18 protein-coding genes and 1 pseudogene are annotated in these 23,002 nt (G+C 56.7%); 6 read left to right on the forward strand and 13 right to left on the reverse strand.

Translation table 11 applies throughout. The features are described from left to right. Nucleotides 1-240: 240 nt before the first annotated feature. Together JRI89_12620 and JRI89_12625 are read left to right on the forward strand one after the other, a co-directional pair. On the forward strand, nucleotides 241-441 hold the full coding sequence (locus JRI89_12620; GenBank protein MBW2072081.1) for a cold-shock protein: 201 nt from the start codon (nucleotides 241-243) through the stop codon (nucleotides 439-441). Between the two features lie 382 nt (nucleotides 442-823). Further along, complete coding sequence (locus JRI89_12625; protein MBW2072082.1) at nucleotides 824-1,444, forward strand: hypothetical protein; 621 nt, start codon at nucleotides 824-826, stop codon at nucleotides 1,442-1,444. 162 nt (nucleotides 1,445-1,606) lie between these two features. Here the strand turns inward: JRI89_12625 and JRI89_12630 are convergent, their stop codons facing one another. The 12 genes and pseudogenes from JRI89_12630 to JRI89_12685 all read right to left on the reverse strand — a co-directional run bounded on the left by JRI89_12630 (nucleotide 1,607) and on the right by JRI89_12685 (nucleotide 15,030). Then, nucleotides 1,607-3,067, reverse strand: coding sequence for a SpoIIE family protein phosphatase (locus tag JRI89_12630; GenBank protein MBW2072083.1), 1,461 nt, complete (start codon nucleotides 3,065-3,067; stop codon nucleotides 1,607-1,609). Nucleotides 3,068-3,394: 327 nt separating this feature from the next. Beyond that, nucleotides 3,395-4,816, reverse strand: a complete 1,422-nt coding sequence (locus JRI89_12635) for an NADH-quinone oxidoreductase subunit N (protein MBW2072084.1) — start codon at nucleotides 4,814-4,816, stop codon at nucleotides 3,395-3,397. Between the two features lie 69 nt (nucleotides 4,817-4,885). Then, nucleotides 4,886-5,191 (reverse strand): NADH-quinone oxidoreductase subunit NuoK, encoded by a 306-nt coding sequence (gene nuoK, locus JRI89_12640; protein MBW2072085.1) that lies wholly within the window; start codon nucleotides 5,189-5,191, stop codon nucleotides 4,886-4,888. Then, nucleotides 5,188-5,709 carry an NADH-quinone oxidoreductase subunit J gene (locus JRI89_12645; GenBank protein ID MBW2072086.1) on the reverse strand — a complete coding sequence of 174 codons (522 nt, stop codon included), beginning with the start codon at nucleotides 5,707-5,709 and terminating at the stop codon, nucleotides 5,188-5,190. The genes nuoK and JRI89_12645 overlap by 4 nt, the downstream gene beginning before the upstream one ends. 9 nt (nucleotides 5,710-5,718) lie before the next feature. Further along, nucleotides 5,719-6,218 (reverse strand): annotated as a pseudogene (locus tag JRI89_12650) (NADH-quinone oxidoreductase subunit I). A gap of 48 nt (nucleotides 6,219-6,266) precedes the next feature. Then, the gene (nuoH, locus tag JRI89_12655; protein ID MBW2072087.1) at nucleotides 6,267-7,259 is read right to left on the reverse strand and encodes an NADH-quinone oxidoreductase subunit NuoH; all 993 of its coding nucleotides are present in this window, start codon (nucleotides 7,257-7,259) and stop codon (nucleotides 6,267-6,269) included. A gap of 219 nt (nucleotides 7,260-7,478) precedes the next feature. Next, a complete protein-coding gene (gene nuoG / locus JRI89_12660; GenBank protein ID MBW2072088.1) occupies nucleotides 7,479-9,980 on the reverse strand; it encodes an NADH-quinone oxidoreductase subunit NuoG in 2,502 nt (833 codons plus the stop codon). A 40-nt stretch (nucleotides 9,981-10,020) separates the two neighbouring features. Beyond that, a complete protein-coding gene (locus tag JRI89_12665) occupies nucleotides 10,021-10,197 on the reverse strand; it encodes a hypothetical protein (GenBank protein ID MBW2072089.1) in 177 nt (58 codons plus the stop codon). A 76-nt stretch (nucleotides 10,198-10,273) separates the two neighbouring features. Continuing rightward, nucleotides 10,274-11,542: an SLBB domain-containing protein gene (locus JRI89_12670; GenBank protein MBW2072090.1), complete on the reverse strand. Its 1,269-nt coding sequence runs from the start codon at nucleotides 11,540-11,542 to the stop codon at nucleotides 10,274-10,276. A gap of 142 nt (nucleotides 11,543-11,684) precedes the next feature. Beyond that, entirely contained in the window at nucleotides 11,685-12,158 is a 474-nt protein-coding gene (gene nuoE, locus JRI89_12675; GenBank protein ID MBW2072091.1) for an NADH-quinone oxidoreductase subunit NuoE, read from the reverse strand. Between the two features lie 89 nt (nucleotides 12,159-12,247). After that, nucleotides 12,248-14,665, reverse strand: a complete 2,418-nt coding sequence (locus tag JRI89_12680) for an NADH-quinone oxidoreductase subunit B/C/D (GenBank protein MBW2072092.1) — start codon at nucleotides 14,663-14,665, stop codon at nucleotides 12,248-12,250. Next, nucleotides 14,617-15,030, reverse strand: a complete 414-nt coding sequence (locus JRI89_12685; protein ID MBW2072093.1) for an NADH-quinone oxidoreductase subunit A — start codon at nucleotides 15,028-15,030, stop codon at nucleotides 14,617-14,619. The genes JRI89_12680 and JRI89_12685 overlap by 49 nt, the downstream gene beginning before the upstream one ends. Before the next feature lie 331 nt (nucleotides 15,031-15,361). Here JRI89_12685 and JRI89_12690 point away from each other — a divergent pair, with 331 nt between their 5' ends. From JRI89_12690 to lpdA, 4 genes are all read left to right on the forward strand, one after another. Then, nucleotides 15,362-16,132: an alpha/beta hydrolase gene (locus JRI89_12690; GenBank protein ID MBW2072094.1), complete on the forward strand. Its 771-nt coding sequence runs from the start codon at nucleotides 15,362-15,364 to the stop codon at nucleotides 16,130-16,132. 86 nt (nucleotides 16,133-16,218) lie between these two features. After that, nucleotides 16,219-18,957, forward strand: coding sequence for a 2-oxoglutarate dehydrogenase E1 component (locus JRI89_12695; protein MBW2072095.1), 2,739 nt, complete (start codon nucleotides 16,219-16,221; stop codon nucleotides 18,955-18,957). A 2-nt stretch (nucleotides 18,958-18,959) separates the two neighbouring features. After that, nucleotides 18,960-20,210: a 2-oxoglutarate dehydrogenase complex dihydrolipoyllysine-residue succinyltransferase gene (gene odhB / locus JRI89_12700; protein ID MBW2072096.1), complete on the forward strand. Its 1,251-nt coding sequence runs from the start codon at nucleotides 18,960-18,962 to the stop codon at nucleotides 20,208-20,210. A 1-nt stretch (nucleotide 20,211) separates the two neighbouring features. Then, entirely contained in the window at nucleotides 20,212-21,636 is a 1,425-nt protein-coding gene (lpdA, locus tag JRI89_12705) for a dihydrolipoyl dehydrogenase (protein ID MBW2072097.1), read from the forward strand. Nucleotides 21,637-21,734: 98 nt separating this feature from the next. Here the strand turns inward: lpdA and JRI89_12710 are convergent, their stop codons facing one another. After that, nucleotides 21,735-22,277: a DUF4136 domain-containing protein gene (locus JRI89_12710; protein MBW2072098.1), complete on the reverse strand. Its 543-nt coding sequence runs from the start codon at nucleotides 22,275-22,277 to the stop codon at nucleotides 21,735-21,737. Nucleotides 22,278-23,002 lie beyond the last annotated feature (725 nt).

Below are 23,002 nucleotides of genomic sequence, written 5' to 3' on the forward strand. Positions count from 1 at the left end.
CACCGATATGTTGCCAACACATTGCTCAACAACTGACAACCGAGCATCGACAGTAGCCGGCGACCTGCAACTCCTGATTCTTTGCTTGTGTGGCTGTCGACTCATGTGCTATATTCGGGCGTCACAATTTGCAGACCCCGGGCACAAACGAGTTGTTGCAGTCGGCTCTGCTTCTTCCAGACAGGCGCAAACTGGCAGCCTGCTGGCAGGCGACAGAGTTATCGAAAGGAGGTTGGCGCTTTGGCTGAAGGAACAGTAAAGTGGTTTAATTCACAGAAGGGCTACGGGTTTATTGAACGAGAGGAAGGCCAGGACCTTTTTGTTCATTATTCCTATATTAACATGCCTGGCTTCAAAACCCTCAATGAGGGCGATCGGGTAAGCTTCGATGTGGAAGATGGTGAACGGGGTCCTGTAGCCAAAAATGTCACCAAGATTTAGTCGCAGAGCTTTCGCCTGAGGGAAAATCTCTTGCCTCTGATGACAATAAGGAAGCAGTTGCCCCTCCCCTTTTCCTGATCAGAGAAAGCGGGATATGACCAACTTTGCATATCCCGCCCTTTTCTGTTTTGCCACAATTTGCAACTCTCCCCATTCTGCAGGCAGCTTCCTCAGAGATCTAGTTTTCCAGCAAATCGTAGTCCCAGCCAGACCGCACAGCTTCACTTCTTCACTTGCTCCCCAGGAGCAATTCCATTACTATTTCGTCGAGGGATTGCGAACTGTTCTCTGGAAACTCTACATGGACCCAGCGCCGTGAAACAGTGACTTCAACAGAAGAAATAAGGGGCCATGTGACCTGGTAAACAAGGAGACCGCTGCCATGAAAAAACTCTTCTTCCTGCTCATGCTGCTACTCTGGCCACCTGCTAGCCTTGCTGGAAGCAGCAGCCATGTGCCCCACCAGATTGCCGGCATCAGCCTTGGCAAGCAAGCCGCCATGTATCAGGGCTTGCTACGCATGGAAACAGCTATTCCAGTGAGAGATCAGCCCTTTCTCACCGAAGTGGAGACTGGCGAGCTGCCAGGTTATCTAAGCGGCAGCGTTATCATGGGAAACTGCGCCAATCCGGGCGTGATTGTTCGCATCAAGTTGAAGTATGCCTTTGCCGACCTGGAATTCTATGAAGAACTCCTGCACCGTTTCAAGAGAAAGTTCGGCGAACCTGATGAGTGGCGGGGGGATCCATTCCGCATAGTTCGCGCCTGGAAGTGGTCTTTTCACGACAAACAAGACAACAAGATCACCCTGCTGCTGCAGCACAGCAGAGATGTTGAGGAAAAATTCGGCACCTCAGTCAAACTGACCAACAGCACTCTCATGGAAAAAGAGCGCCTCTGCTATTCTCAGAAGAAAGCCAAACCGGGGAGGAAGCAGCAGAAGGAAGTTACAATCAAAAGGCCAAGGACGGATGAGGAGTTCCAACCTTACATTCCCCAGTAGCAGGCTGCAGGCACACTCCTGTCGCTGGAAACAGCAAGGGTGCTCCAGCCCCTGGTGGTTTTCTCACCCGGACCGGAACCCGCGCCAGTCTCATGTGGAAAAGCAGCATTTCCTGCTGGCATGCTACTTTCCCACAAATTCCGGGGTTAATGGTGCAGAGCTTCATGGTACTATTCTGACAACCACCAGTGTGACATCGTCTTCCTGCTTGCCAGAGTCGCGGTAGTTTTCCAGATCCGTCATTATGGCTGCTAGAATTTCACTCGCAGAGCTGCGGCTGTGAGCCCGAATAAGCTGCCGCACTCGTTCCTTGCCGTACATCAGACCCTCTGGATTGCGCGTTTCCCAGATTCCATCTGTGCCGATCAGGTAGATCTCTCCAGGCTGAATGTCTCGCTGGGATTCGGCATAGGGGTAGTCCCCAACTAGCCCCAGGGCCATGCCTGGACCGTCCAGTTCGGAGAAATGATCGGTCTTGGGTTCATAGACTATGGCAGGATCATGACCTGCCCGCACCCAGTGCAACTGCCGAGCATCCATATCGAACTCACTATAAAACAAAGTGACAAAGTTCCCTGTGTCTTCCACATCTTTGGCAAGCTGCCAGTTGATATCCGCAATGATGTGGGCGCTGTCTCCGGCCATGGCTGCCCGTTGCCGGAGAAGAGCCCTTGCAGTGGTCATAAGCAGCGCCGAAGGTATGCCGTGCCCGGACACATCGGCCACCACCACCCCCAGCCGACCGGGAGAAAGTTCGAGATAGTCATAATAGTCTCCCCCGGTCTCGTCACAATATTGACTGGCACCGGCCACGTCCAGCTGGTCATGTTTGGGCGGCCCACTGGGCAGCAGTTTTTGCTGGACTTCCTCGGCCACCTTGAGAGCGGTCATGAGTTCGGTGCGATGTCTCAGTCCATTGATCATGTTGTTGGTGTGGCCGGCAATCAGGCCGAACTCATCGCTGGTGGCCACCGGCACCAGAGTGGAAAGATCACCCTGGCTCACCCTTTCCAGCACATTGGTCTCATTGTCGAAGAGAAGCTTCAAGTTCTTGGAGTAAGAGTAGATCAGGTTGAACACCAGAAGCAAAACCACACCCATAATAAAAAACACTTCGTACATCACGGAATGCTGCGCTTGGGACAGCGAAATGCCTTGCTGGCCAACCTTGGCCAACCAGATTATGTCCCGGGAAATAACCAGTGTGAAAATGACACTGACAAAAAGGGTGACCATAAAGGCAATTAGCGCCAGCTTCCTGGTGATGGAATAGAGCTTCACCGGCGGCGGCAGGGAAATCCTGCGCTCGAGAGCCTCATTTATTATTGTCCGTTCCCGGGCAAGGCTCATATCCAGGGCCAGAAAGAAGCCGACCACGAGGCAACCCACCAGGAAACTCAAACCACTGACAAAAGGAAAACGGTAGCTCAGGTGGTTAAAAATACCAACCATTAGCGCCACTGCCACATAAAGGGAAAGATCAAAGAAAAACTGCCTGATGGGCTGCACCGTAGCTGGATGGGAAAGCACAAAGATCCGCTGCAAAGCCTTTCGCAAGGCAAGGGCTATCAGGAAAGCCGCCAGGATGCTTACCCCCAAGTGCACGGGGGGCAGAGTTGCCATAAAGGGTCAGACCTGACCACCATAGACAGCCAGTACGCCAGCAGCAAAAAAGTAGTGAAGTAGTATGCGCATGGAATTTTTCCTTTCTGATATTTCTGTGGGTCAGGACCAGGTAGCTACCCAGATCATATAAGATGTGGGTTAGACTATTAGTAACCGTCCGCTATTACAGTAATAGTCGTTAAGGCGGCTGCTACGTTACATCCTCTGCTCATCTCAATTTTCGCAATACTGTCAATGTTAAGCACCTTACAGAATGGAGGCAAGCAGTGGGGCCGGATATTTACTTCTACTGGTCTGGCAGCATTCAGGCAGGAAATATCTGGGCTAGAACAGCAGCACTCTTGCAGCTGCCCGGGCAATTTCCAGGAGGTAGTGAGGGTAAATACCCACACCGATGATGAGGGTAACCAGGGAGGCGGCAACCAGTTTGGTGGGCCTGGACACCTGAAGTGGGGGCAGCGGTCCTGCAGGCTCCAGCAGATAGGCAGCCTTCAGCACCAGCAGGTAGTAGTAGAGAGAAATCACTACATTGATCATGCCAATAAGTACAAGGACAAAATATCCCTTGGCCATGGCAGCAGCAAAGACCAGAAACTTGCCTGTAAAGCCGATAGTGGGAGGGATGCCGGCCAGGCTGAACAGCGAGACCATAAGGGCCATGGCCAGCAGAGGCGACCGTTGATGCAGGCCAGCCAACTGGGCAACCTGGAGATTGCCTCCATCCTGAGCAGTCTTCACTACTACCAGAAAGCAGCATAGATTCATGAGCAAATAAGCAAGGGCGTAAAAAATAGCGCCAGCATAACCGCTTTCAGTCATGCTCACAACACCGACAAGTACATAGCCGGCGTGGGAGATGCTGGAGTAGGCCAGCAGCCTCTTCATGTCCTTCTGGACAATAGCGCTCAGGTTCCCCACGGTCATGGAGGCAATGGACAGCGTGATCAGGATCTTCGCCAGAGGCACGCTGCTGCCGCTGCTCAGGGCCACCATTCGAATGACAATGGCCACCGCCGCCACCTTGGAGGCTGTGGCAATGTAAGCAGTCACCTGATTGGCTGCCCCCTGATAGACATCAGGCGCCCAGAAATGAAAGGGAAACACCGCCAGTTTAAAGAAAAAACCGCACAGGGTGAAAAGCAGTCCGATCACTGCCGCGGGCGTGGCAATCACCTGGGGGAGTACCTTGACGATCTCCGCCACCATGGTGCTGTGTACCGCGCCATAGAGCAGGGCCAGCCCGAAGAGCATGACTGCCGAAGAAAACACCCCGATCATGAAATATTTGAGACCTGCCTCGGCATCGCCTGCATAGCGGCGTCTCAAAGGAACGATGGTGTAGAGCGAGTAACTCGACAATTCCAGAGTAATATAAATGGTGAGCAATTCAACGCTGCTCGCCAGCATCATCATGGCAACTGTGCAGAGGGTCAGCAGCAGGTAAAACTCAGGATGATGCTGCTCTGCAATGCTCCGCAGTTCAGCGCAGAGGAATATTACCAGAAAGAGGCCAATGCAGAGCATGACTTTGAAGACCTGAGAAAAAAGATCAACCCGGTAGGTGCCGGCAAAAAGTTCTCCCTGGAAACGGACGGAACCGAGGGCTATCACTATGCTGACTGCTGCCAGGGTCAGCGCCGTAAGATAGTCGCGCCGTGGATTCGGTCGCGGCAGCACTGCTATGCCGACAAAGACGGCAACCATACCCAGACAATACATCTCAGGAAGGAAAAGAGGCCACTTCATGGACGCAACCACTGGTAAGAAATTTTTTCATTCCGCAGATTCATCGCCTTGCCTCGAGGGAAAGCTCTGCTACCATTTCAACAACTTGTAGGTATCTGGATCCACTGAATCTGTGCGGCGGTGTGCGTAAATTATCAGAGCCAGCCCCAGGGACACCTCCGCTGCAGCCACCGCCATTATAAAGAGGACAAATACCTGGCCCTGCAGCTGCTGCCAGCGCAAAGAGGCAGCCACGAATAAGATGGCAGCAGCATTGAGCATAATCTCCACCCCGATGAGCATCATGATCAAATTGCGCCGCACAACCGCGCAGATCATTCCAAGGGCAAAGAGGACACCCGCCAGGATTACCACATGGCCATAGGGAACGATCATTGGCTTTCCTCCTGCTGGTCGCTGCTGACCGGGGTCTTGCCGAGGTAAAGAGCGCCGATGAGGGCCACAAATAGCAGCAGGGCAATGAGTTCCACGGCAAACCAGTAGTTTTGAAAGAGAAAGCGGCCGAATGTTCTGGGGCGAGTCAGCCAGATCTTCAACATGCTCTTGCTCTGCGGATCTGCCGCCACCAGGAGGCCGATAATGGGCAGGTAGCTGAAGGCCAGCAAGATGGCTGGCAGCCATTGCCGCAGAGGCCGCCAGGGCTCAGAAGGTTTTTCTACGCGGAGCATCATCACAATGAAGAGAAACAATACCATAATGGCGCCAGCATAGATGATGATCTCCAGAGCAGCAAGAAAAGGGGCGCCGAAGAGGTAGTAGAGCATGGCGCTGCCAAAGAAGGAGAGTATCAAATAGATCACCGAGTGCACCAGATTGCGTCTGGTCACTGCCAGCACAGTGGCGGTGATTATCACAGCAGCAAGCAGATAAAAAATAACAGCATGAAGCGACATTTAGGCCACCTACGGCATATTGCTCTTGATATCCACGGGTTCGTCTTCTTTGATGTGGCTTCCCTTGGCGGCATGGGCTGTGGCAATGCCCGCATAGCGGTAGTAATTGTAATCGTTGTTCTTGCCGCAATGGTCCACCAGCAGATCTTTTTTTTCTGCCACCAGGGTGGACAGGCCTCTTCACAGAGGCCGCAATAGATGCACCTGGCAAAGTTTATCCTGAACCAGGCGGCATAGCGCCTGCCATCTTCTTTCTCTGCCGACTGCATGGAAATGCAGCTCACCGGACATACCGCGGAACAGAGATAACAGGCTACACAGCGCTCATCACCGTCAGGGTCTCTGGTCAGAATGATCCGCGCCCGGGAGCGCTCGGGCAGGACTCGCTTGTACTCCGGGTATTCCTCGGTGATGGGCTTGCGGAACAGGTGTCTGAAGGTGGTGGCAAAGCCCGCTGCCAGGGCCTGCAGTCCCGACCACACCTGTTTGCAGCTGCCCCCTTCCTTCATGTCCCGCTGCACTTCTTACCTCCCACTGTCCCTGTTGTCACTTCAAGCTCAGCAATTGAGCAACACCAGCCACCCTCCGGTGAGCACAATATTGACCAGAGCCACCGGCACCAGCACCTTCCAGCCAAAATGCATAAGCTGATCATAGCGAAGCCTCGGCAGGGTGCCTCTCACCCAGATCATAAAGAGGGCCACCAGGATCATCTTGGCCAGAAACCAGAAAAGGGGCGGCAGCCAGGGGCCGCGCCAGCCGCCCAGAAAGAATACGGCTACCAGCGCTCCCAGCACCAGAAGATTGACGTATTCTCCCAGAAAAAAGAGGCCGAAACGCATGCCGCTGTATTCGGTGTGGTAGCCGGCCCCGAGTTCGTTCTCTGCCTCAGGCAGATCAAAGGGTATGCGCTTGGTCTCAGCCATGGCGCTGATGAGGAAGATGACAAAGGCTACGGGCTGCACCACAATGAAGGGATAGCCGGCCTGCGCCTCCACTATGTCCACCAGACTGAAAGATTTTGCCAGCATTACTATCGGCACCAGGGACAGGCCAAGAGAAAGCTCATAGCTGATCATCTGGGCCGCCCCCCGAATGCCGCCCAGCAGGCTGTACTTGGAGTTGGCAGCCCAGCCGCCGATGACCACCCCGTAAACACCCAGAGACGCCAGGGCAAATACGTAGAGAAGGCCCACATTGAGATCAGCAATCACCAGGGGGATCTCCCTGCCCCATACCGTGATATTGCTGCCAAAGGGCACCACCGCAAAAATGAGCAGCGCCTCTGTGGCAACCACTGCCGGGGCCATCAGGAAGAGGAGCCGATCAGCGGCCTCAGGCACGATGTCTTCCTTGGTGAGCATCTTGATGGTATCGGCCAGAGGCTGCAGCAGGCCATACTTGCCGGCTCTGTTGGGTCCATAGCGGATCTGCAGCCTGGCGAGAAACTTCCGCTCCAGCAGCACCAGGTAGGCGGCCAGCGTCAGAAGCACCAGCAGCACCAGGCCCAGCTTTACCACCAGCAGTGCTATTCCTATGAGCCAAGCCATCATAACCGCCTCAATTCCCACCGCAACGACAAATCGGCAATGGCCAACTGCAATTGATGACTCTCCTGAGGGCCAGGTTCTTCGATTCATAAGTTCAATGGCCAACTTGTTTACTCAGGAGCTGGTGCTGAAAGAGCAATTGCTTCAAGGAAAACCAGCAAAATACCTCACTGTATTTGGAAATCGAAGCACCAAGCATGGCAACCATTCACTGCCAGCCTACATTGCAGCGGCTTTCTTGACTTTCTCCATTGGCACCCTCACCACGCCGACTCCCAGTTGCTGCCACGACAGCAGCCGGTGCCGCGGCAACAGCAGGACCCCCCGAGCCATATCGGACCGCACCGAAAGGTCGGCCTCCAGAGTGCCGCTTTCGAGCTGGACTATTACTCGCTCACCATCTGTCAGGCCGCGTTGGGCTGCGTCATCAGCGTGGATGAACAGACATGGCTGTTCCTCGAGCTGCTGTAGAGCCGGGGAATAGATGGAGAGCTCCTCAGTGCCGAAGATCCTGTCCACAGTGAGGATTTCCAGTTGGCTGCTCCCCGACCCTGTTTTCTGTCCAGACCAGTTGATTGCAGGCCGTTCAGTTGTACCAGGGCCGCATGCGACTCTGATGCCCTCTGCAGGAAACTCGGCAGGAGGCGGCAGGTCTGCAAGCACCTCATGGGAGCCTTTTACCAGGGACCAGAGGTCAGGACCGATCTTCACACCCCCGGGCTGGTCTTTGCCCAGTTCCAGCAAAATCTGCCACGCACTGCTGCTCTCCCCACCGGGCACTGTTGCAGAGTAACTGCGCGGCGGGTGGGCACCTCCTGCCACCTGTATCAGGGGAGTGCCGCAGGTCTGGACTGCGGCTGCCCGCTGCACCCTGCCCTCCTGGTTGATGAAGGTTCCCCCGGCCTCGTAGATAGTCAGGGTGGGCAGGAAGATGTGAGCCTGTTTGCCAGTCTCGGAGGCAAGGTAGTCCAGAACCACCAGCAAGTCCAGTTTTGCCAGGGCCTGCTGCAGCCTCGCTTTATGAGGAAAATACCTGAGTGGATCGGCTTCCACCACAATCACGGCCTTGACGGTTCCAGCCTCAATTTCATCCACCAGCTGGGCAACCGATGTCTGGCCAGAGTGCAGCAGAGCTGCGGCGAAACTGTTCGGGCCCGGCAGGAAATAGCCCAGTGACGCCTCTTTGCCGGCAGCACGCAACAGCTGGACGCAGGCAGCCACCAGCGCCGGCGTGCTGGTCCGCACCACATCTGTACCGCACGCCAGCAGAGGATGTTGGCAGCCCTTGAGCACTGCAGCCAGTTCAGACGTTTTTTCGCCAGTGCCACTGGCTGGAAAATCATCTGACGGCAATGCCTGGTAGACCTGGCGGAGCTCTTCACTCAGATGTTCCACAGCCTCTTTCTCAATGGCTCCTTTTACCAGAAGCCCCACATGAAACTCTATTTCATCTGGAGGCATGCATAGTTGGCTGAAGTTGAACGGCAGAGATACAGGCCTCGGGTCCAGAACCACAGCCCTGGCGCCGGCCCTCACGGCCTGCCTCATGGCCAGGGCAGCCATGGGGGCTTCCTGAAGAGGATCGGCACCTACAGCCAGCAAAAAGTCCGCCCTGGTAAAATCTGACAAAGACGCTGCCGACTCCAGAGATATGCCTGCTGCTGCAGCCCGCACCTTCCTGGCCTGGTCGGCTGTTGTAAAAAAAACCGGTCCTCGCCATCCAGTTGCACCACACACTTGTTTCAATGCGGCCTGGCTTTCCAGAGAGCTTCTGGCGGAACCCACGCCTGCAATGGAGGACTGGCCCCAATGAGCCGCAATCTCTGCCAATCTCTGCCGGCTAATATCGATGGCTTCGGGCACACCCACCAGCCTTCCATCGACCCGGGCCTGGCGGGGGCGCTCCGGGTGGTTTACATACTCGAAACCGTAGCGGCCCCGGTCGCAAACGAAGTGACCATTCACCACCTCACTCGGCCGGGCTTCCAAACGCACTACCTCCCGGTAGCGTGCATTGGCAGTGATGTGGCAGCCGAGAGAACAGTTCAGGCACAGGGAGGGAGCACGCTGAAAATCCCACTGTCTCCCCTTGAACCTGGAAGGTCTATCCGTGTACACCCCCGTAGGACAGACATCAATGAGGTTGCCGGCAAAAGGGCTTTCCAGGACGCCGTCAATGAAACGGCCGAAATAGGTCCTGCTGCCGCTCTGCATGACGCCCAGGTCTCTGTAGCCGCAGAATTCCTGATAGTAGCGGACGCAACGGTAGCAATGGATGCAGCGGTTCATCTCGTGCTGTACCAGCGGGCCCAGATACTGGTCATGGTAGGTTCTCTTCCTGCCCAGATACCTTCTGATGCCGTGCCCCCCGGAGACGGTCATGTCCTGCAGCAGGCAGTGGCCTCCCTCGTCGCACACCGGGCAATCGTGAGGGTGGTTGAGCATGAGCCATTCGATTACCTGTCGGCGAAAAGCAACCGCCTCTTCATCTACCGTGGAGACCACCATGCCGTCTGTGGCCTCCACCATGCAGCTCATCTGCATACCCTTGACTGGGCCTTGCAGGAATTTGACGGCGCAGACCCGACAGGCGCCCACCGAGCCCAGGGCGGGATGGTAGCAGAACCTGGGGATCATGATGCCGAGCTGCTCCGCCGCCTCGATGACTCTGGTGCCCTCCACCACTTCTATTTCCAGATCGTCAATTACAATAGTGGGCATGGCTTGTGTTCGTGCTCTCCAGGCAAATCATTCCATGAATTCACGCATCTGACTCGTCACAGCCCTTTTTGCTCTCGAGTCCCATGAATGCCGGGGCATTGCCGAAGCGGCGTATATTCGTACCGCCTTCCCCTGCTTTTGATAACAGATGCCACCTGTTTTCCCCAAAAGAAGGCGGGGCAATATCCGCAGCGAGGGCTGCCACTTTGCTTGCCATCGCACTTAGTCCCGCAATCGAAGCAGCGCGAGCGCAAGCGGAGACAATACCCCAGCATTCATCTCTCAACCAGCAACTATGCCCTGAAAGGGCACATCCGCTGGCTGATATGCTCGCGCACTTCGTCCTCGAAATAAGTCAATAAACTCTCCACCGGTGACACCGCTCCAGGAGCAAAGGCACAGTAACTGCTCCACAGATGTTTGCTCATCTGCTGCAGCATGGGGATAAAGTTCTCTTCACCCTCTCCCTGTTCGATTCTCGCCAGAAGATCCCGAATGTAGGGCAGTCCTTCCCGGCAGGGCGTGCACCAGCCGCATGACTCCCTGGCAAAGAACTTCAGCAGGTTAAGAGTGGCAGCCACCAGGCAGGTCTTGTCATCGAATACCATAATGGCGCCTGTGCCCAGGCGATGTCCGGCCTGGCGCATTGGTTCGTAATCCATCTCTATGTGGTAGAACTCTCTGGGCAGATAGCGGGTGGAAGCGCCGCCCGGCAGGCAGGCCTTGTATTCGGAGCCTGGCACCATGCCGCCGGCGTGCTCCTCGATGATTTCGCTCAGTTTAACGCCCATGGGCAGCTCGTAACAGCCGGGGCGGTTAACCTTGCCGCTAACCGAGAAGATCTTTGTCCCGGCGCCGCTGTCAGTGAGGGCAAGGCTGCGGAACCATTCGGCCCCGTGTCTGACGATGTGGGGAACGCAGGCAAGTGTCTCCACGTTGTGCAGCACAGTTGGCAGACCCCAGAGACCCTTTTCTGTGGGATATGGCGGCGGCTGTTTCGGGTTGGGCCGCCTGCCTTCCAGGGCGTGTATCTGGGCCGTTACTTCACCGCAGATGTAGCGGCCGGCGCTGCGATGCACCATGATGTCGAGGGAATAGTCGCTGTCCAGAATGTTTTTGCCCAGGTAGCCCCTTTCTCTGGCAATCTGGATCTCGCGCTCCAGGATCCTGGCGCCGCTCTCGTACTCAGGCCGGATAAAGATAATCCCCCGATCGGCAAGGCAGCCATAGCCCGCAATGATCATTCCCTCTATGATCATGTGGGGGTCGGTGTGGATGAGCACCCGGTCTTTGAAGGTCCCGGGCTCCATCTCATCCGCATTGCAGATAATGTATCTGGGAAAGGGCGCCTCCTCCGGCACTGCCATCCACTTGCGTCCCGCAGGAAAGCCGGCGCCTCCACGGCCTAACAGGGCAGCCTCCACTACCAGCTCCTGGACCTCTTTGTAGGTACGCTCGCTCAGAGCAGATGCAAGCCCTTGATAACCGCCGCTCGCCCGGTATTCCTCCAGGGTAGCAATGCGATCAGGCCGGCGATTCTTGAAAAGCACCTGGGGATACATGCAACCGCCTACAGTGAGCTGAAGTGCCTGGAACTTCTAAAATCCACAGGGCCAGCCACCCAACTCGTCAAATATATACAAGAAATTCTCTTTCTTGCGACCGCTGCGGCAAGCGGCCCAACGTTCTTGCTTCCCGAACCTCTCACGCCTTCCCTCTGAGCTTCTCCAGTATATGGTCAATCTTTTCGGGCGTGAGAGGACCATAGACCTTCCTGTTGATCAGCATGGCCGGCGCCCGGTCACAGTAGCCGATGCAGCATACCGGCAGCAAGGTAAACAGACCATCCGGAGTAGTTTCACCAAAAGCAATTCCCAGCTTTTGCTCGAGATAGTCGGCTATAGACTGGCAGCCCTCCATCCAGCAGATCACACTGTCACATACATGAATTACGTAGCGGCCCACTGGCTGCCGATAAATAAAAGTGTAGAAAGTGGCAATTTCCTCGATCTCCAGGGGAGTCATGCCCAGGAGCTCAGCTGCCTCCACCACTGCCTCATCGCTCAGGTAGCCATAGTGATCCTGCAGGGCAAACATGACGTCTATCGCCAGCTCCCGGGGATGATGAACACCGGCAATTTCCCTGACAAGTTTGTCTCTCAGTTCAACAGGCAGCATGGCATGCTACAGATTCCCAGCATTCCAACTGGTTCACCTTTCTAGAGCTTTCTGGGCACGTTCGGCTTTTCATCTTCTGCAGACATCTCTCATCTGTCGATGTCCGGCAAGATATAGTCCACCGAGCCTATAATGGCGATAAGATCGGCTATGGTCTCGTTTGTGGCCATCAGAGGCATAACCTGCACATTGGCAAACCCCGGAGACCTGATGCGCAACCGATAGGGGCAGCCAAGGCCGTCGCTCACCACATAGTAGCCCTGTTCGCCCCGGGGGATCTCACAGGCAACGTATGCTTCGCCGCGGGGTATCTTAGGCCCGCGCGTCACATTGACAAAGTGATGAATCAGGCTCTCGATGTCAGTCAGCATGTCCTCACGCTTGGGAATGACATAGCGGTAATCATCTGTGACATAACGGCCGGCTGGCATGTCCGCCGCCGCCTGCCTGATGATATTGAGGCTTTGCCTCATCTCTTCCACCCGCACCAGGTAGCGGGCGTAGCAGTCCCCTTCAGCAGCAGTGGGCACTTCGAAATCAAAGCCCTCGTAGCCGGAGTACGGCAACTTCTTGCGAAGGTCCCACTGCAGGCCGCAGGCACGAAGATTGGGACCGCTCACGCCCCAATCAACGGCCTCGTCCAGGGAAATCACGCCAATTCCCCGGGTCCTGGCCCTGATTATAGGATTTTTGGTAACAAGGGCTTCATATTCCTGCAGCCGAGCGGGAAATATTTTCAGCAAATGAGCCAATGGCTCCTGCCATCCTGCCGGCAGGTCCGCGGCCACCCCACCCAACCGGAACCAGGAAGGATGAAGCCTGCCGCCGGTGATGAGCTCCACGATGTCGAGAATCAGTTCCCGCTCCCGGAAGGTGTAAAAGTTGGGCGCCATGGCACCCAGGTCGTGGGCAAAGGTGGCAAACCACACCAGATGGTTGCTCAGCCGGAAGAGCTCGCTCAAAAGCACCCGAATGCACTTGGCCCGGTCAGGAACACCAATGCCTGCCAGTTTTTCCACCGCCAGGACATAAGGCAGGTTGTTTGCTGCCCCTGCCAGATAATCCACCCTGTCCGTGTAGGGGATGAACTGGTGCCAGGTCTGTCGTTCACCTATCTTCTCCACTCCCCGATGATGATAGCCGATGTCCATGTCCATGGCGGTGATTTCCTCGCCATCCAGGGAGACGATATAGCGCAGCAGGCCGTGGGTGCTCACGTGATGCGGCCCCACATTCAAGATGAGTTCGTGGTTGCCGTCTTCTCTTTGCAGGTAGACGCCAGCGTCCAGGGGCTGCAGCCTCTCCGCCTCTGCCCGGGTGTAGGGAGCCATCTCCGTGGCCCGACCCGGATGGCTCTTTCTCAAGGGGTGTCCCTGCCAATCATGCGGCATGATGAGCCGCCGCAGGTCTGGATGTCCCTGGAAGCGGATGCCGAACATGTCAAAGACCTCCCGCTCGTACCAGTTGGCAGAAGGCCAGATATCGGTGACGCTGGCAGCCAGCGGCTCACTGTCCTCCAGCCTCACCTTCAGCCGCAGGCGACAAGCCGGCTCGAAAGAGAGCAGGTGATAGACCAGGGTATAATGCGGGTAATTCTGCCGGTGCCTGCGGGCAGACTCATCAATGGCTGTCAGGTCATCGAGCCGCCGAAATCTGGGCGTGGCTTTGTTCTTGAGATAGGCAAGCACCTCTTTGAGCCGCTCGCAATCAACCTGGAAAGTGGGCATGTCTGAACTGTCCGGCAGCTGTTCGACGGCATCTCCGAACCGTTGTCTCAATTCCTGAGCAAGGTGCGTCTCCCTGTCGCTCATCTGGATGCGTGCCGCAGGCGGCGTCCACATGAGATCTGCCCTGCTCTCCCAGAAGCGCGGCGGCACCGTGGAAGTTCCCCGGACGGCAATGCCCTGCATGCCCGGTCCGCGGGAGTCCCTGGACTTCGTCCTGCCGTCCACCAGCAGCGGCTTTTGTGTCCCCTGGGTCCCTCCTCCCAGATGGAATACGGCTCGCGTGGGTTGTTCGGCAGAGATCTTCTGCTGCAGCTTGACAATCCCCTGGAGAACCGCTTCGGGACGAGGCGGACAGCCGGGGATATAGACATCCACCGGCAAGATCTGATCCACTCCCTGAACCACACTGTAGACATCATACATGCCGCCGCTGTTGGAGCAGGACCCCATGGACATTACCCATTTGGGCTCCGCCATCTGTTCGTAGAGCCTCAGCACTACCGGGGCGATTTTCTTGAATACGGTGCCGGAAATAATGAGGAGGTCAGCCTGACGCGGCGAGGGCCGCAGTACTTCGGCACCGAAGCGGGCCAGATCATAGCGGGAGGTAAAGGCGGTGGCCTCTTCAACAAAGCAACAGGACAGGCCGAAAAACATGGGCCACAGGCTGTATTGCCGCGACCAGTTGAGCAGGGCATCAGCTCTGGCCAGAAGGATATTCCTGGCGGCAGCTATTCTCTTTTGCTTTTCGGCCCCCACTCCAGTCCGCCTTTCTTCCATTCGTACAAGAGACCAATGAGCAGAATGAAAATAAAAAGAGATACCTGCAGCCAGCCTGCCAGCCCGAGTTTGTCGTAGCTTATGGCCCAGGAGAAGATAAAGGCTGCCTCCACATCAAAGATGAGAAAAAAAATGGCCACCAGATAGAAAGGAACCGGATAGCGCAACCGGGCGCTGCCAGTAGGAATGATGCCGCTTTCATAGGGTCTGAGTTTTTCTTGATTCTTCTTCTTTTCCCCCAGCCAGGAAGCAAGAAAGAGCAGAAGGCCTACCAAACCGAGCACTATCAAGCCGTAAAGAGCAAGGCTGCCAAGGCCTGGCTGCCCAAATAATGCGGTGCTGCTGGCTGCACTTGCCTCCACAATTTCTCCGATGCAGAAGAGGCTCTCTTTCAAAAGGAAGGGGCAGCAAGGGAAGCCCTCTTCGAGGCCTGATAGTCAGTACCGCCTGCCCGTTTGGAACCTGGTGAATTTACCTTGCCTGAATTTACAATAAAAATTAAGCGAAGAGAAGGGCCCACAATCATTTTTACTGGCGCCGCTCTGGTTTTCTTGCGGCAATGGCATGCAGGCAGCGGTTGGCAATAACAGCTCAGTCCTTGCCGGTTGACATCCTCACCTGTGCTCGGCTAATTTGAAGATATCTTGCAGAGCCATGCTTCCAGCTTGAAATCAGATCCGGAGAATAACCAGCATCATGCAGCAGCAACTTTCTTTCACCAACCATCAAGGCGAGCAACTCGCCGCAACCTTGCACACACCAGATCCCACCACCGATTACGGCGCCATTCTCGGCCACTGCTTCACCTGTTCGCGCCACACTCAGGTGCTGCGGCAGATCAGCGAAGGACTCTGTACCAGAGGGTTTTTCGTGCTTCGCTTTGACTTTTCCGGCAACGGCCAGAGTGAGGGCAACTTTGCCGATTCCACTTACAGCAAACAGATCAGTGAAATGAAATCTGCAGCGAGCTTTCTCCAGGACAGGGGAGTCAGCTGGCTGGGACTCGTGGGCCACAGTATGGGCGCCATGGTTGCCCTGCTCGCCGCCGCTCAGATGGACTCGGTGCAGGCTGTTTGCTCGCTGGCAGCGCGCTCCAGAATCATGGGGCCTGCAGACCTGTTCGATGCAGGAAACCTCCAAGAGCTGCAGCAAACAGGCGCGGTGTCATTTTTGAGCAGAGGCCGCCAGCTCCAGCTCACAGAGCAATTTTTTGCTGATGCAGCTCGCTATGATCTCAACGCCATAATGCCCTCACTTCGCCAGTATGTGCTGCTCGTGCATGGCGACCAGGACGAGATCATCCCCGCGGCTGAGGCCCACCGTCTGCAGCAGCTCAGACCTCACAAGACCGAGCTTGCCATCATCGAAAGGGGCGACCACATGTTCAGTCAGGATGAGCAGCGGCAGCAGGCGGCGGAACTGGTGGTAGGATGGTTCCATAAACTGAGGCTGCAGCAATTGGCCTGACTGGGGCTGCCTTGCCAGAATGCATCTGAAACTGCTTCCCCGCGGCACTTAATGAACCGCCCTGTATAAAGAGGACGGAAAATACCATGTCTTTCCCTACTGCTTGGAACAGTGAATTTGTCGAGGAACAATATCGCCTGTGGAAAGCTGACCCCAGCAAGATCCCACAGGACTGGCAATTCTTTTTTCAAGGCTTCGAACTGGGCCAGCTCAGAGAACCTGTGGTCGGCGAGGCTTACGACGAAGAGCAACTCGCGGCACAGTTCCGGGTGGATGCCCTGGTATATCGCTACCGCGACCTGGGCCATCTCCTTGCCTGCCTCGATCCCCTATCTGCCTGTCCGACCGACCATCCATATCTCAACATGGCCACTTTCGGCCTCACTGATGAGGACCTGGACCGGGAATTCTACTGCGACATCTTCACGGGGTCGTCCCGGGCCAGGTTGCGCCGGATCGTCGAAGTCCTGAGAGAAACATACTGCCGCTCTGTGGGCGTTGAATACATGCACCTGCAGGACCCGGAAGAACGGCGCTGGCTGCAGCAACGAATGGAGACCTCCAGGAACCGGCCAAGCATGAAGCCGCAAGAAAAGCTGCGCATCCTCCACAGGCTCTACCAGGCAACGCTTTTCGAGCAGTTTCTCCACAGGCGCTATCCTGGGCAGACCCGCTTCTCTCTCGAGGGCGCCGAGAGCATCATCCCCATGCTGGCGGACCTGGTGCGGCATGTGGCTGAACAGGGCTGTCAGGAGATCATCCTCGGCATGGCCCATCGCGGCAGGCTGAACGTGCAGACCAACATTCTCGGCAAGTCCTTCCGGGACATCTTTTGCGAATTCGAGAGCAGCTACGATCCTGACTCCATTGTGGGCTCTGGAGATGTCAAGTATCACAACGGCTATCTCGGCGATCTCCGTTTGGATGGCAACAGGAAGGTGCGCATATTGCTCGTCAACAACCCCAGTCACCTGGAGTCGGTGAACCCCGTAGTTGAAGGGTTTGCCAGGGCAAGAAAGGAGATCCTCCAGGCAGCAGACAGGGCTGCAGTGCTTCCCCTGCTCATTCATGGCGACGCCAGTTTTGCCGGCCAGGGGATCGTGGCCGAAACCTTGAACATGTCCCAGTTGCCAGGCTATAGCACCGGCGGCACCATTCACATCATCATAAACAACCAGATAGGCTACACTACCCTGCCGGAGGATGCCCGCTCCACTCGCTATTCCACCGACATTGCCAAAATGCTCATGGTGCCCGTGTTCCATGTTCACGGAGAAAGTCCTGAGCAGGTGCTCCATGTGACCAGGCTTGCAGCCGACTATCGCCAGGAGTTTGGCAAGGACGTGGTCATCGACGTTGTCTGCTACCGCCGCTACGGCCACAACGAAGGCGATGAGCCATACTTTACCCAACCGCTGATGTACGAAAGAATAAAGCAGAGGCCGTCGTTGGCGGCAATCTATTCTGAACAACTCCGACGGGACAAAATCATAGATGAGCAAGAGGTGAACCGCCTCAAGCAGGAAATCAACAGCAGTCTCGAGGCCGCCTACCAGGCCAGGGAATGTGTCTTTCCCTCGGTAAAGTTTTATGAGAACTGGGACAACATCCAGGCCGACTACTCCCACCAGCCTGTGGATACCACTGTCAGCGAAGCGCGCCTCCTGGAACTGGCCCGCAAACTCAACACCGTGCCCCGGGGATTCAACCTTCATCCCAAGTTGAGCGAGCTTCTGAAAAGGCGGCTGAAAGCCGTGGAAGCAGGAGACTCCATTGACTGGGCCAATGCTGAAAGCCTGGCCTTTGCTTCATTGCTCATGGAACAGATCCCGGTTCGCCTCAGCGGCCAGGACTGCCGCCGGGGGACCTTCAGTCAGCGCCACAGCGTCCTGGTGGACATGAAAACAGGGGAGCGCTACATCCCCCTGAACAGCCTGTCATCCGAGCAGGCGTCATTTTCAGTATACGACAGCTCTCTGTCGGAGGCGGCCATTCTCGGCTTCGAATACGGCTATTCTCTGGCACAGCCCCACGGCCTCACAGCATGGGAAGCGCAGTTTGGCGACTTCGTCAACAATGCCCAGGCCATAATCGACCTCTACATTGCCAGCGGCGAGGCCAAGTGGCAGAGGCTGAGCGGTCTGGTCATGCTCCTGCCACATGGACTGGATGGACTGGGCCCGGAACACTCCAGCGCTCGCCTCGAACGGTTCCTGCAGCTCTGCGCTGCCGACAATTTACAGGTGTGCAATCTCACCACACCGGCCCAGTATTTTCACATGCTGCGGCGCCAGGTAAAGGCCCCTTATCGCAAGCCGCTCGTCATCATGGCCCCCAAGAGCCTCCTGCGCCATCCCAGGGCTGTCTCTCCCAGGTCGGAGCTCAGTGGCGGCACTTTCCACAAAGTGCTCGATGATACGGTGACAGCCTCGCGCGTCAAACGAGTGCTTTTCTGCAGCGGCAAAATCTATTATGAACTCCTGGCAAGACGTGAGGAGCAGAAGAGAACAGACCTGACCTTCGTCAGAGTAGAGCAGCTCTACCCTTTTCCGGAAGAAGAACTGGCTGCAGTTGTCAGGCGCTACCGCAAGGCTGTGGAATGGCTGTGGGTGCAGGAAGAGCCGGAAAACATGGGTGCCTGGACCTTTGTCAGGCCCCGGCTGGCCAGGCTGGCTGGCAGGCATATTGGCTATATCGGCAGAGCTGCTGCTGCCAGCCCTGCCCCGGGTTTTCACACTGTCTACAAGAGTGAGCAGGAGGCCGTGCTGGCGGAAGCTGTGGGCGCCCCTGTTTCTGCTGCTGGAAAGCACAAGAGCAAGGAGTAGAAATGGCATTGGAAATCAAGGTCCCGAGCGTGGGCGAGTCGGTAACCGAGGCAACCCTGGCGCAATGGTACAAAAAGGACGGCGACATGGTGCGCAGAGACGAACCCCTGTTCGTCCTGGAAACTGACAAGGTAACGCTCGAAATCGAGGCAGAGGCCGATGGAGTGCTGCACATAACTGTTGCTGAAGGGGAAACCGTGGCCATCGGCACGGTAGTGGGAATGATCGACACCGAGGCCGCACCAGCTGAAGAAGTGGAAGCAGTTACACCGGCAGCACCAGAAAAGATCCCAGCTGCAGCTCGAGAAGAGGTGCGCCCCGAAGCCGCAGCAACGGTAGCTGAAGCGCCCGGGCCTGCGGCCGCTGCCCTCTCGCCAGCAGTGCGGCGGCTGGTGGCGGAAAAGAACATAGATGTCTCTCGGATCCACGGCACGGGACCGGGCGGCCGTGTGACCAAAGGGGATGTTCTGCTCTACCTGGAACAGCAGGCAGCGGCGGCTGCGGAAGTGACGGCGGCAGCTCCTCCGAAAATCGCTGCAGCGCCGCCTGCAGAGGAGGAAGTCGTGCGCCAGCCAATGAGCAGCATCAGGCAGCGCATTGCCGCCCGGCTGCTAGAGGCCAAGCAGCATACTGCCATGCTCACCACCTTCAACGAGATCGACATGAGCAGGGTGCAGGAACTCCGGAGCCGCTTCCGGGATGTCTTCCAGAAGAAGTACGATATAAGGTTGGGGTTCATGTCCTTTTTCATCAAGGCTGTAGTGGAAGCCCTCAAGGAGTTCCCCGCGGTCAACGCCTCCATCGACGGCAATGATATTGTCTATCACAACTACTACCACATTGGCGTGGCCATTGCCGGGGAGCGCGGTCTGGTGGTGCCGGTCATCCGCCACGCGGACAGGCTCAGTTTTGCCCAGCTGGAACAGGCCATCGTCGACTTCGTCACCAAGATCCGCGACAACCGCCTCGAACTCGCCGACCTCGAGGGCGGCACTTTTACCATCACCAACGGCGGGGTATTCGGCTCCCTGTTGAGCACACCCATACTCAACATGCCGCAAAGCGGCATCCTGGGCATGCACAAGATAGAAGAGCGCCCGGTGGCCCTGGACGGTCAGGTGGTGATCCGGCCGATGATGTACGTGGCCCTGACCTATGACCACCGCCTCATTGACGGCAGGGAGGCCGTCACCTTCCTGGTGCGCATCAAGCAGTTCATCGAGGACCCCGAACGAATGCTCATGGAGATATAGTATGGCCAAGAAAGAGAGCTACGACCTGATTGTAATCGGCGCCGGCCCCGGCGGTTATGTGGCCGCGGTGAGGGCTGCTCAACTGGGGATGAAGGTGGCTTGCCTGGAAAAGGAGCCCCGCCTCGGCGGGGTCTGTCTCAATGTGGGCTGTATTCCCAGCAAGGCCCTGCTGGACTCCAGTGAATACTACCACCTGGCCAGGGAGCACCTGGCAGAACACGGCATCAAGACGGGCCGCCTGAGCCTTGATCTGGCCAGGATGATGGCCAGAAAAGAAAAGGTGGTCGAAGAGCTTACTGACAATGTGCGCCGGCTCCTCGAAGGCCACCAGGTAGCCATTATTCACGGCAGGGCGCGGCTGGCAGCTGCAGACAGGGTGGAGGTGGTCCCGGCAGGCAGCAGCAAGCGGAGCCGGGCGAAGGTCCTGCAAGCCAGAGCCATTCTGCTGGCCACCGGCAGCGAGCCAATGACTGTGCCAGGCCTCGAATTCGACGGCGAGCGCATTGTCAGCTCAACCGAGGCGCTAAATTTCCCCACAGTGCCCAGGGATCTGGCCATTGTGGGCGGCGGCTACATCGGCCTGGAGCTGGGTTCCGTGTGGCAGCGCCTCGGCGCCAGGGTAACCGTGATCGAGATGCTGCCGCAGATTGCCTCCCTGCTGGACGGTCAGGTGTCGCGGGCCCTGGAGCGGATACTCCGCGAGCAGGGCATGGTCTTTCACCTGCGCACCAGAGTTGCAGGAGCCGAAGTCAAGAGAAACAGGGTGCAGGTTGCATTCGAGAGCAACGGCACCGAAGGAAATTTGAGCTGTGAGCGGCTGCTGGTGGCCGTGGGACGCCGGCCGCTGACTGCAAACCTCGGCCTCGAAGAGCTCGGCATCAAGCAGGATGAGCGCAGTGGCCACATCCTGGTGGACGAACAGTATCGCACCAACATCCACAGCATTCTGGCCATCGGCGACCTCATTGCCGGACCGGCCCTGGCCCACAAGGCTTCAGCCGAAGCCATAGCTGCCGTGGAGTCTCTGGCCGGACTGCCGGGCGAGGTGAACTACGACGCCATTCCCGCGGTGATCTACACCTGGCCGGAGGTCGCCACTGTGGGCCTCACCGAGGAGGAGGTCAAGGCGCGCAATATCCCCTATTGCGTTGGCACCTACCCCTTTTCCGGCGCCGGCCGCGCCCGCTGCATGGGGGAAAAGGACGGCTTTGTCAAGATCATTGCCCATGGCAGGACGGACCGGATCCTGGGAGTGCACATCATCGGCCCGCGGGCATCCGACATGATTGCGGAGTGCGTTCTGGCCATGGAATTCGGGGCAAGCTCTGAAGACATCGCCCGCACTATCCATGGCCATCCCACCTTTGCCGAAGCACTCCAGGAGGCTGCCATGGCAGTGCGCAAGTGTTCCATTTATGGTTCCTGACTCGGGGGGATAACACCTGTCGACCGATCTTCATCTGTTATTCCAGTCTTTTCTGAAAAGGGCCATCCATGTGTACAGGTGGAGGGCAATGAGGGCTCTTACTGGGGAGGAAATCTGGCAAGCATGCGGCGGACAGCCCTGTGTATCTCTTTTTCCTTTGCCTGCGGAGTAGATGAAGGACTCAATTCATCAGTGGCAGATCCACGCCAGATGACTTTGCCGCTGACAGCGTCCAGGATGTCCAGAACCAGCGTCTGCTCATTGTACTCGTAGGGCATGTAAAAGGCCCGGTAACGATAGTGACCCAGGCCCCGGTAGTCCGCCAGTTCGATATAGCCTGTCTTCGTGGTGGAACTGGCATGGTAGCTTACGAGGAAATCAGGCGTGCCGCTCTCCTGTTTACTGAAACCCCTGGCCTGCAACTCCCTGTCCACAGCCCGGCGAAATCTCTCATCCAGAAAAGGATCTTCCTGCAACAGCTGCTCCCGCTGTTCAGCCTCGGTCCCCGGAGCCCAGTTGTAGGTCCTGTACCTGGAAAAACTTATGGTCTGATCATAGTCCGTCTGGACCGCCAGGGTCGAGCAGCCGCACAAGACCAGCAGACAGACCATGCCGACGAGTTTGTTTCTTATAGTGTTCATAGTTTGTAGGGCCTCGCCTCTTTCCTTCAACGCATCAGCAGCATACCGTGTGCCATAGCCGGCTGGGCGCAATGTAAGGAATTAACCTGAACCTGTCAAGCGGCTGGCGGGTATAAGGATCGTACGGCCAGGGCTACGAGGCTCGTTTCGGCTGCCGGCCACGGCTTTCGGTTAATCTTGAGTTACAAACAAAGGTCAAAGACAAGAGCTCTCCTGGTGTGACGGCAGGAATGTCTGCGGAGCAAAGAACATTCGGAGCCACCGGCAACTCATTTTGGGGAGCTCGGCTACGGCTACGGTTACGATGCCCGTTTCGGCTGGCGGCCACGTTGTTCGGCTCTTTCCTCGTTGCTGTGCCCCGTTTACGTTCGCGGTAAGATGCCGCTCCCACGATTATCGGCCATGGTCAGGGCTGCGATGCCCGGTGATTACTGGGCACCAGGCAATAAGCAGTAAGCACTGCGACTCATTTTTGTACACGTAGCCTTGACCGTAACCGATACGGGCTTCGTTGCCGTTGCCCTTTGACCTGCCCGGCTACGGCTACGGTTACGAGGCCCGTTTCGGCTGGCGGAGACGTTGTTCGCCTCTTTCTCCGTTGCTGTGACCCTTTCACTTTCGCGGCAAGATGCCGCTCCCACGATTATCGGCTCTCGTCCACGGCTTTCGGCCAATCTTGACCCAGAACAAAGGTCAAAGAGAAAAGCTCTCCTAGTGGGCCGGCA

The sequence above is a fragment of the Deltaproteobacteria bacterium genome (assembly GCA_019309045.1).
Lineage (GTDB): Bacteria > Desulfobacterota > Syntrophobacteria > BM002 > BM002 > JAFDGZ01.

Excerpts from the sequence above, each read along its gene's own strand:
- JRI89_12625 (MBW2072082.1), top strand. The coding sequence starts at position 824 with ATGAAAAAACTCTTCTTCCTGCTCATGCTGCTACTCTGGCCACCTGCT.
- JRI89_12630 (MBW2072083.1), bottom strand. The coding sequence starts at position 3,067 with ATGGCAACTCTGCCCCCCGTGCACTTGGGGGTAAGCATCCTGGCGGCT.
- JRI89_12635 (MBW2072084.1), bottom strand. The coding sequence starts at position 4,816 with ATGAAGTGGCCTCTTTTCCTTCCTGAGATGTATTGTCTGGGTATGGTT.
- nuoK (MBW2072085.1), bottom strand. The coding sequence starts at position 5,191 with ATGATCGTTCCCTATGGCCATGTGGTAATCCTGGCGGGTGTCCTCTTT.
- JRI89_12645 (MBW2072086.1), bottom strand. The coding sequence starts at position 5,709 with ATGTCGCTTCATGCTGTTATTTTTTATCTGCTTGCTGCTGTGATAATC.
- nuoH (MBW2072087.1), bottom strand. The coding sequence starts at position 7,259 with ATGGCTTGGCTCATAGGAATAGCACTGCTGGTGGTAAAGCTGGGCCTG.
- nuoG (MBW2072088.1), bottom strand. The coding sequence starts at position 9,980 with ATGCCCACTATTGTAATTGACGATCTGGAAATAGAAGTGGTGGAGGGC.
- JRI89_12665 (MBW2072089.1), bottom strand. The coding sequence starts at position 10,197 with ATGGCAAGCAAAGTGGCAGCCCTCGCTGCGGATATTGCCCCGCCTTCT.
- JRI89_12670 (MBW2072090.1), bottom strand. The coding sequence starts at position 11,542 with ATGTATCCCCAGGTGCTTTTCAAGAATCGCCGGCCTGATCGCATTGCT.
- nuoE (MBW2072091.1), bottom strand. The coding sequence starts at position 12,158 with ATGCTGCCTGTTGAACTGAGAGACAAACTTGTCAGGGAAATTGCCGGT.
- JRI89_12680 (MBW2072092.1), bottom strand. The coding sequence starts at position 14,665 with ATGGAAGAAAGGCGGACTGGAGTGGGGGCCGAAAAGCAAAAGAGAATA.
- JRI89_12690 (MBW2072094.1), top strand. The coding sequence starts at position 15,362 with ATGCAGCAGCAACTTTCTTTCACCAACCATCAAGGCGAGCAACTCGCC.
- JRI89_12695 (MBW2072095.1), top strand. The coding sequence starts at position 16,219 with ATGTCTTTCCCTACTGCTTGGAACAGTGAATTTGTCGAGGAACAATAT.
- odhB (MBW2072096.1), top strand. The coding sequence starts at position 18,960 with ATGGCATTGGAAATCAAGGTCCCGAGCGTGGGCGAGTCGGTAACCGAG.
- lpdA (MBW2072097.1), top strand. The coding sequence starts at position 20,212 with ATGGCCAAGAAAGAGAGCTACGACCTGATTGTAATCGGCGCCGGCCCC.
- JRI89_12710 (MBW2072098.1), bottom strand. The coding sequence starts at position 22,277 with ATGAACACTATAAGAAACAAACTCGTCGGCATGGTCTGTCTGCTGGTC.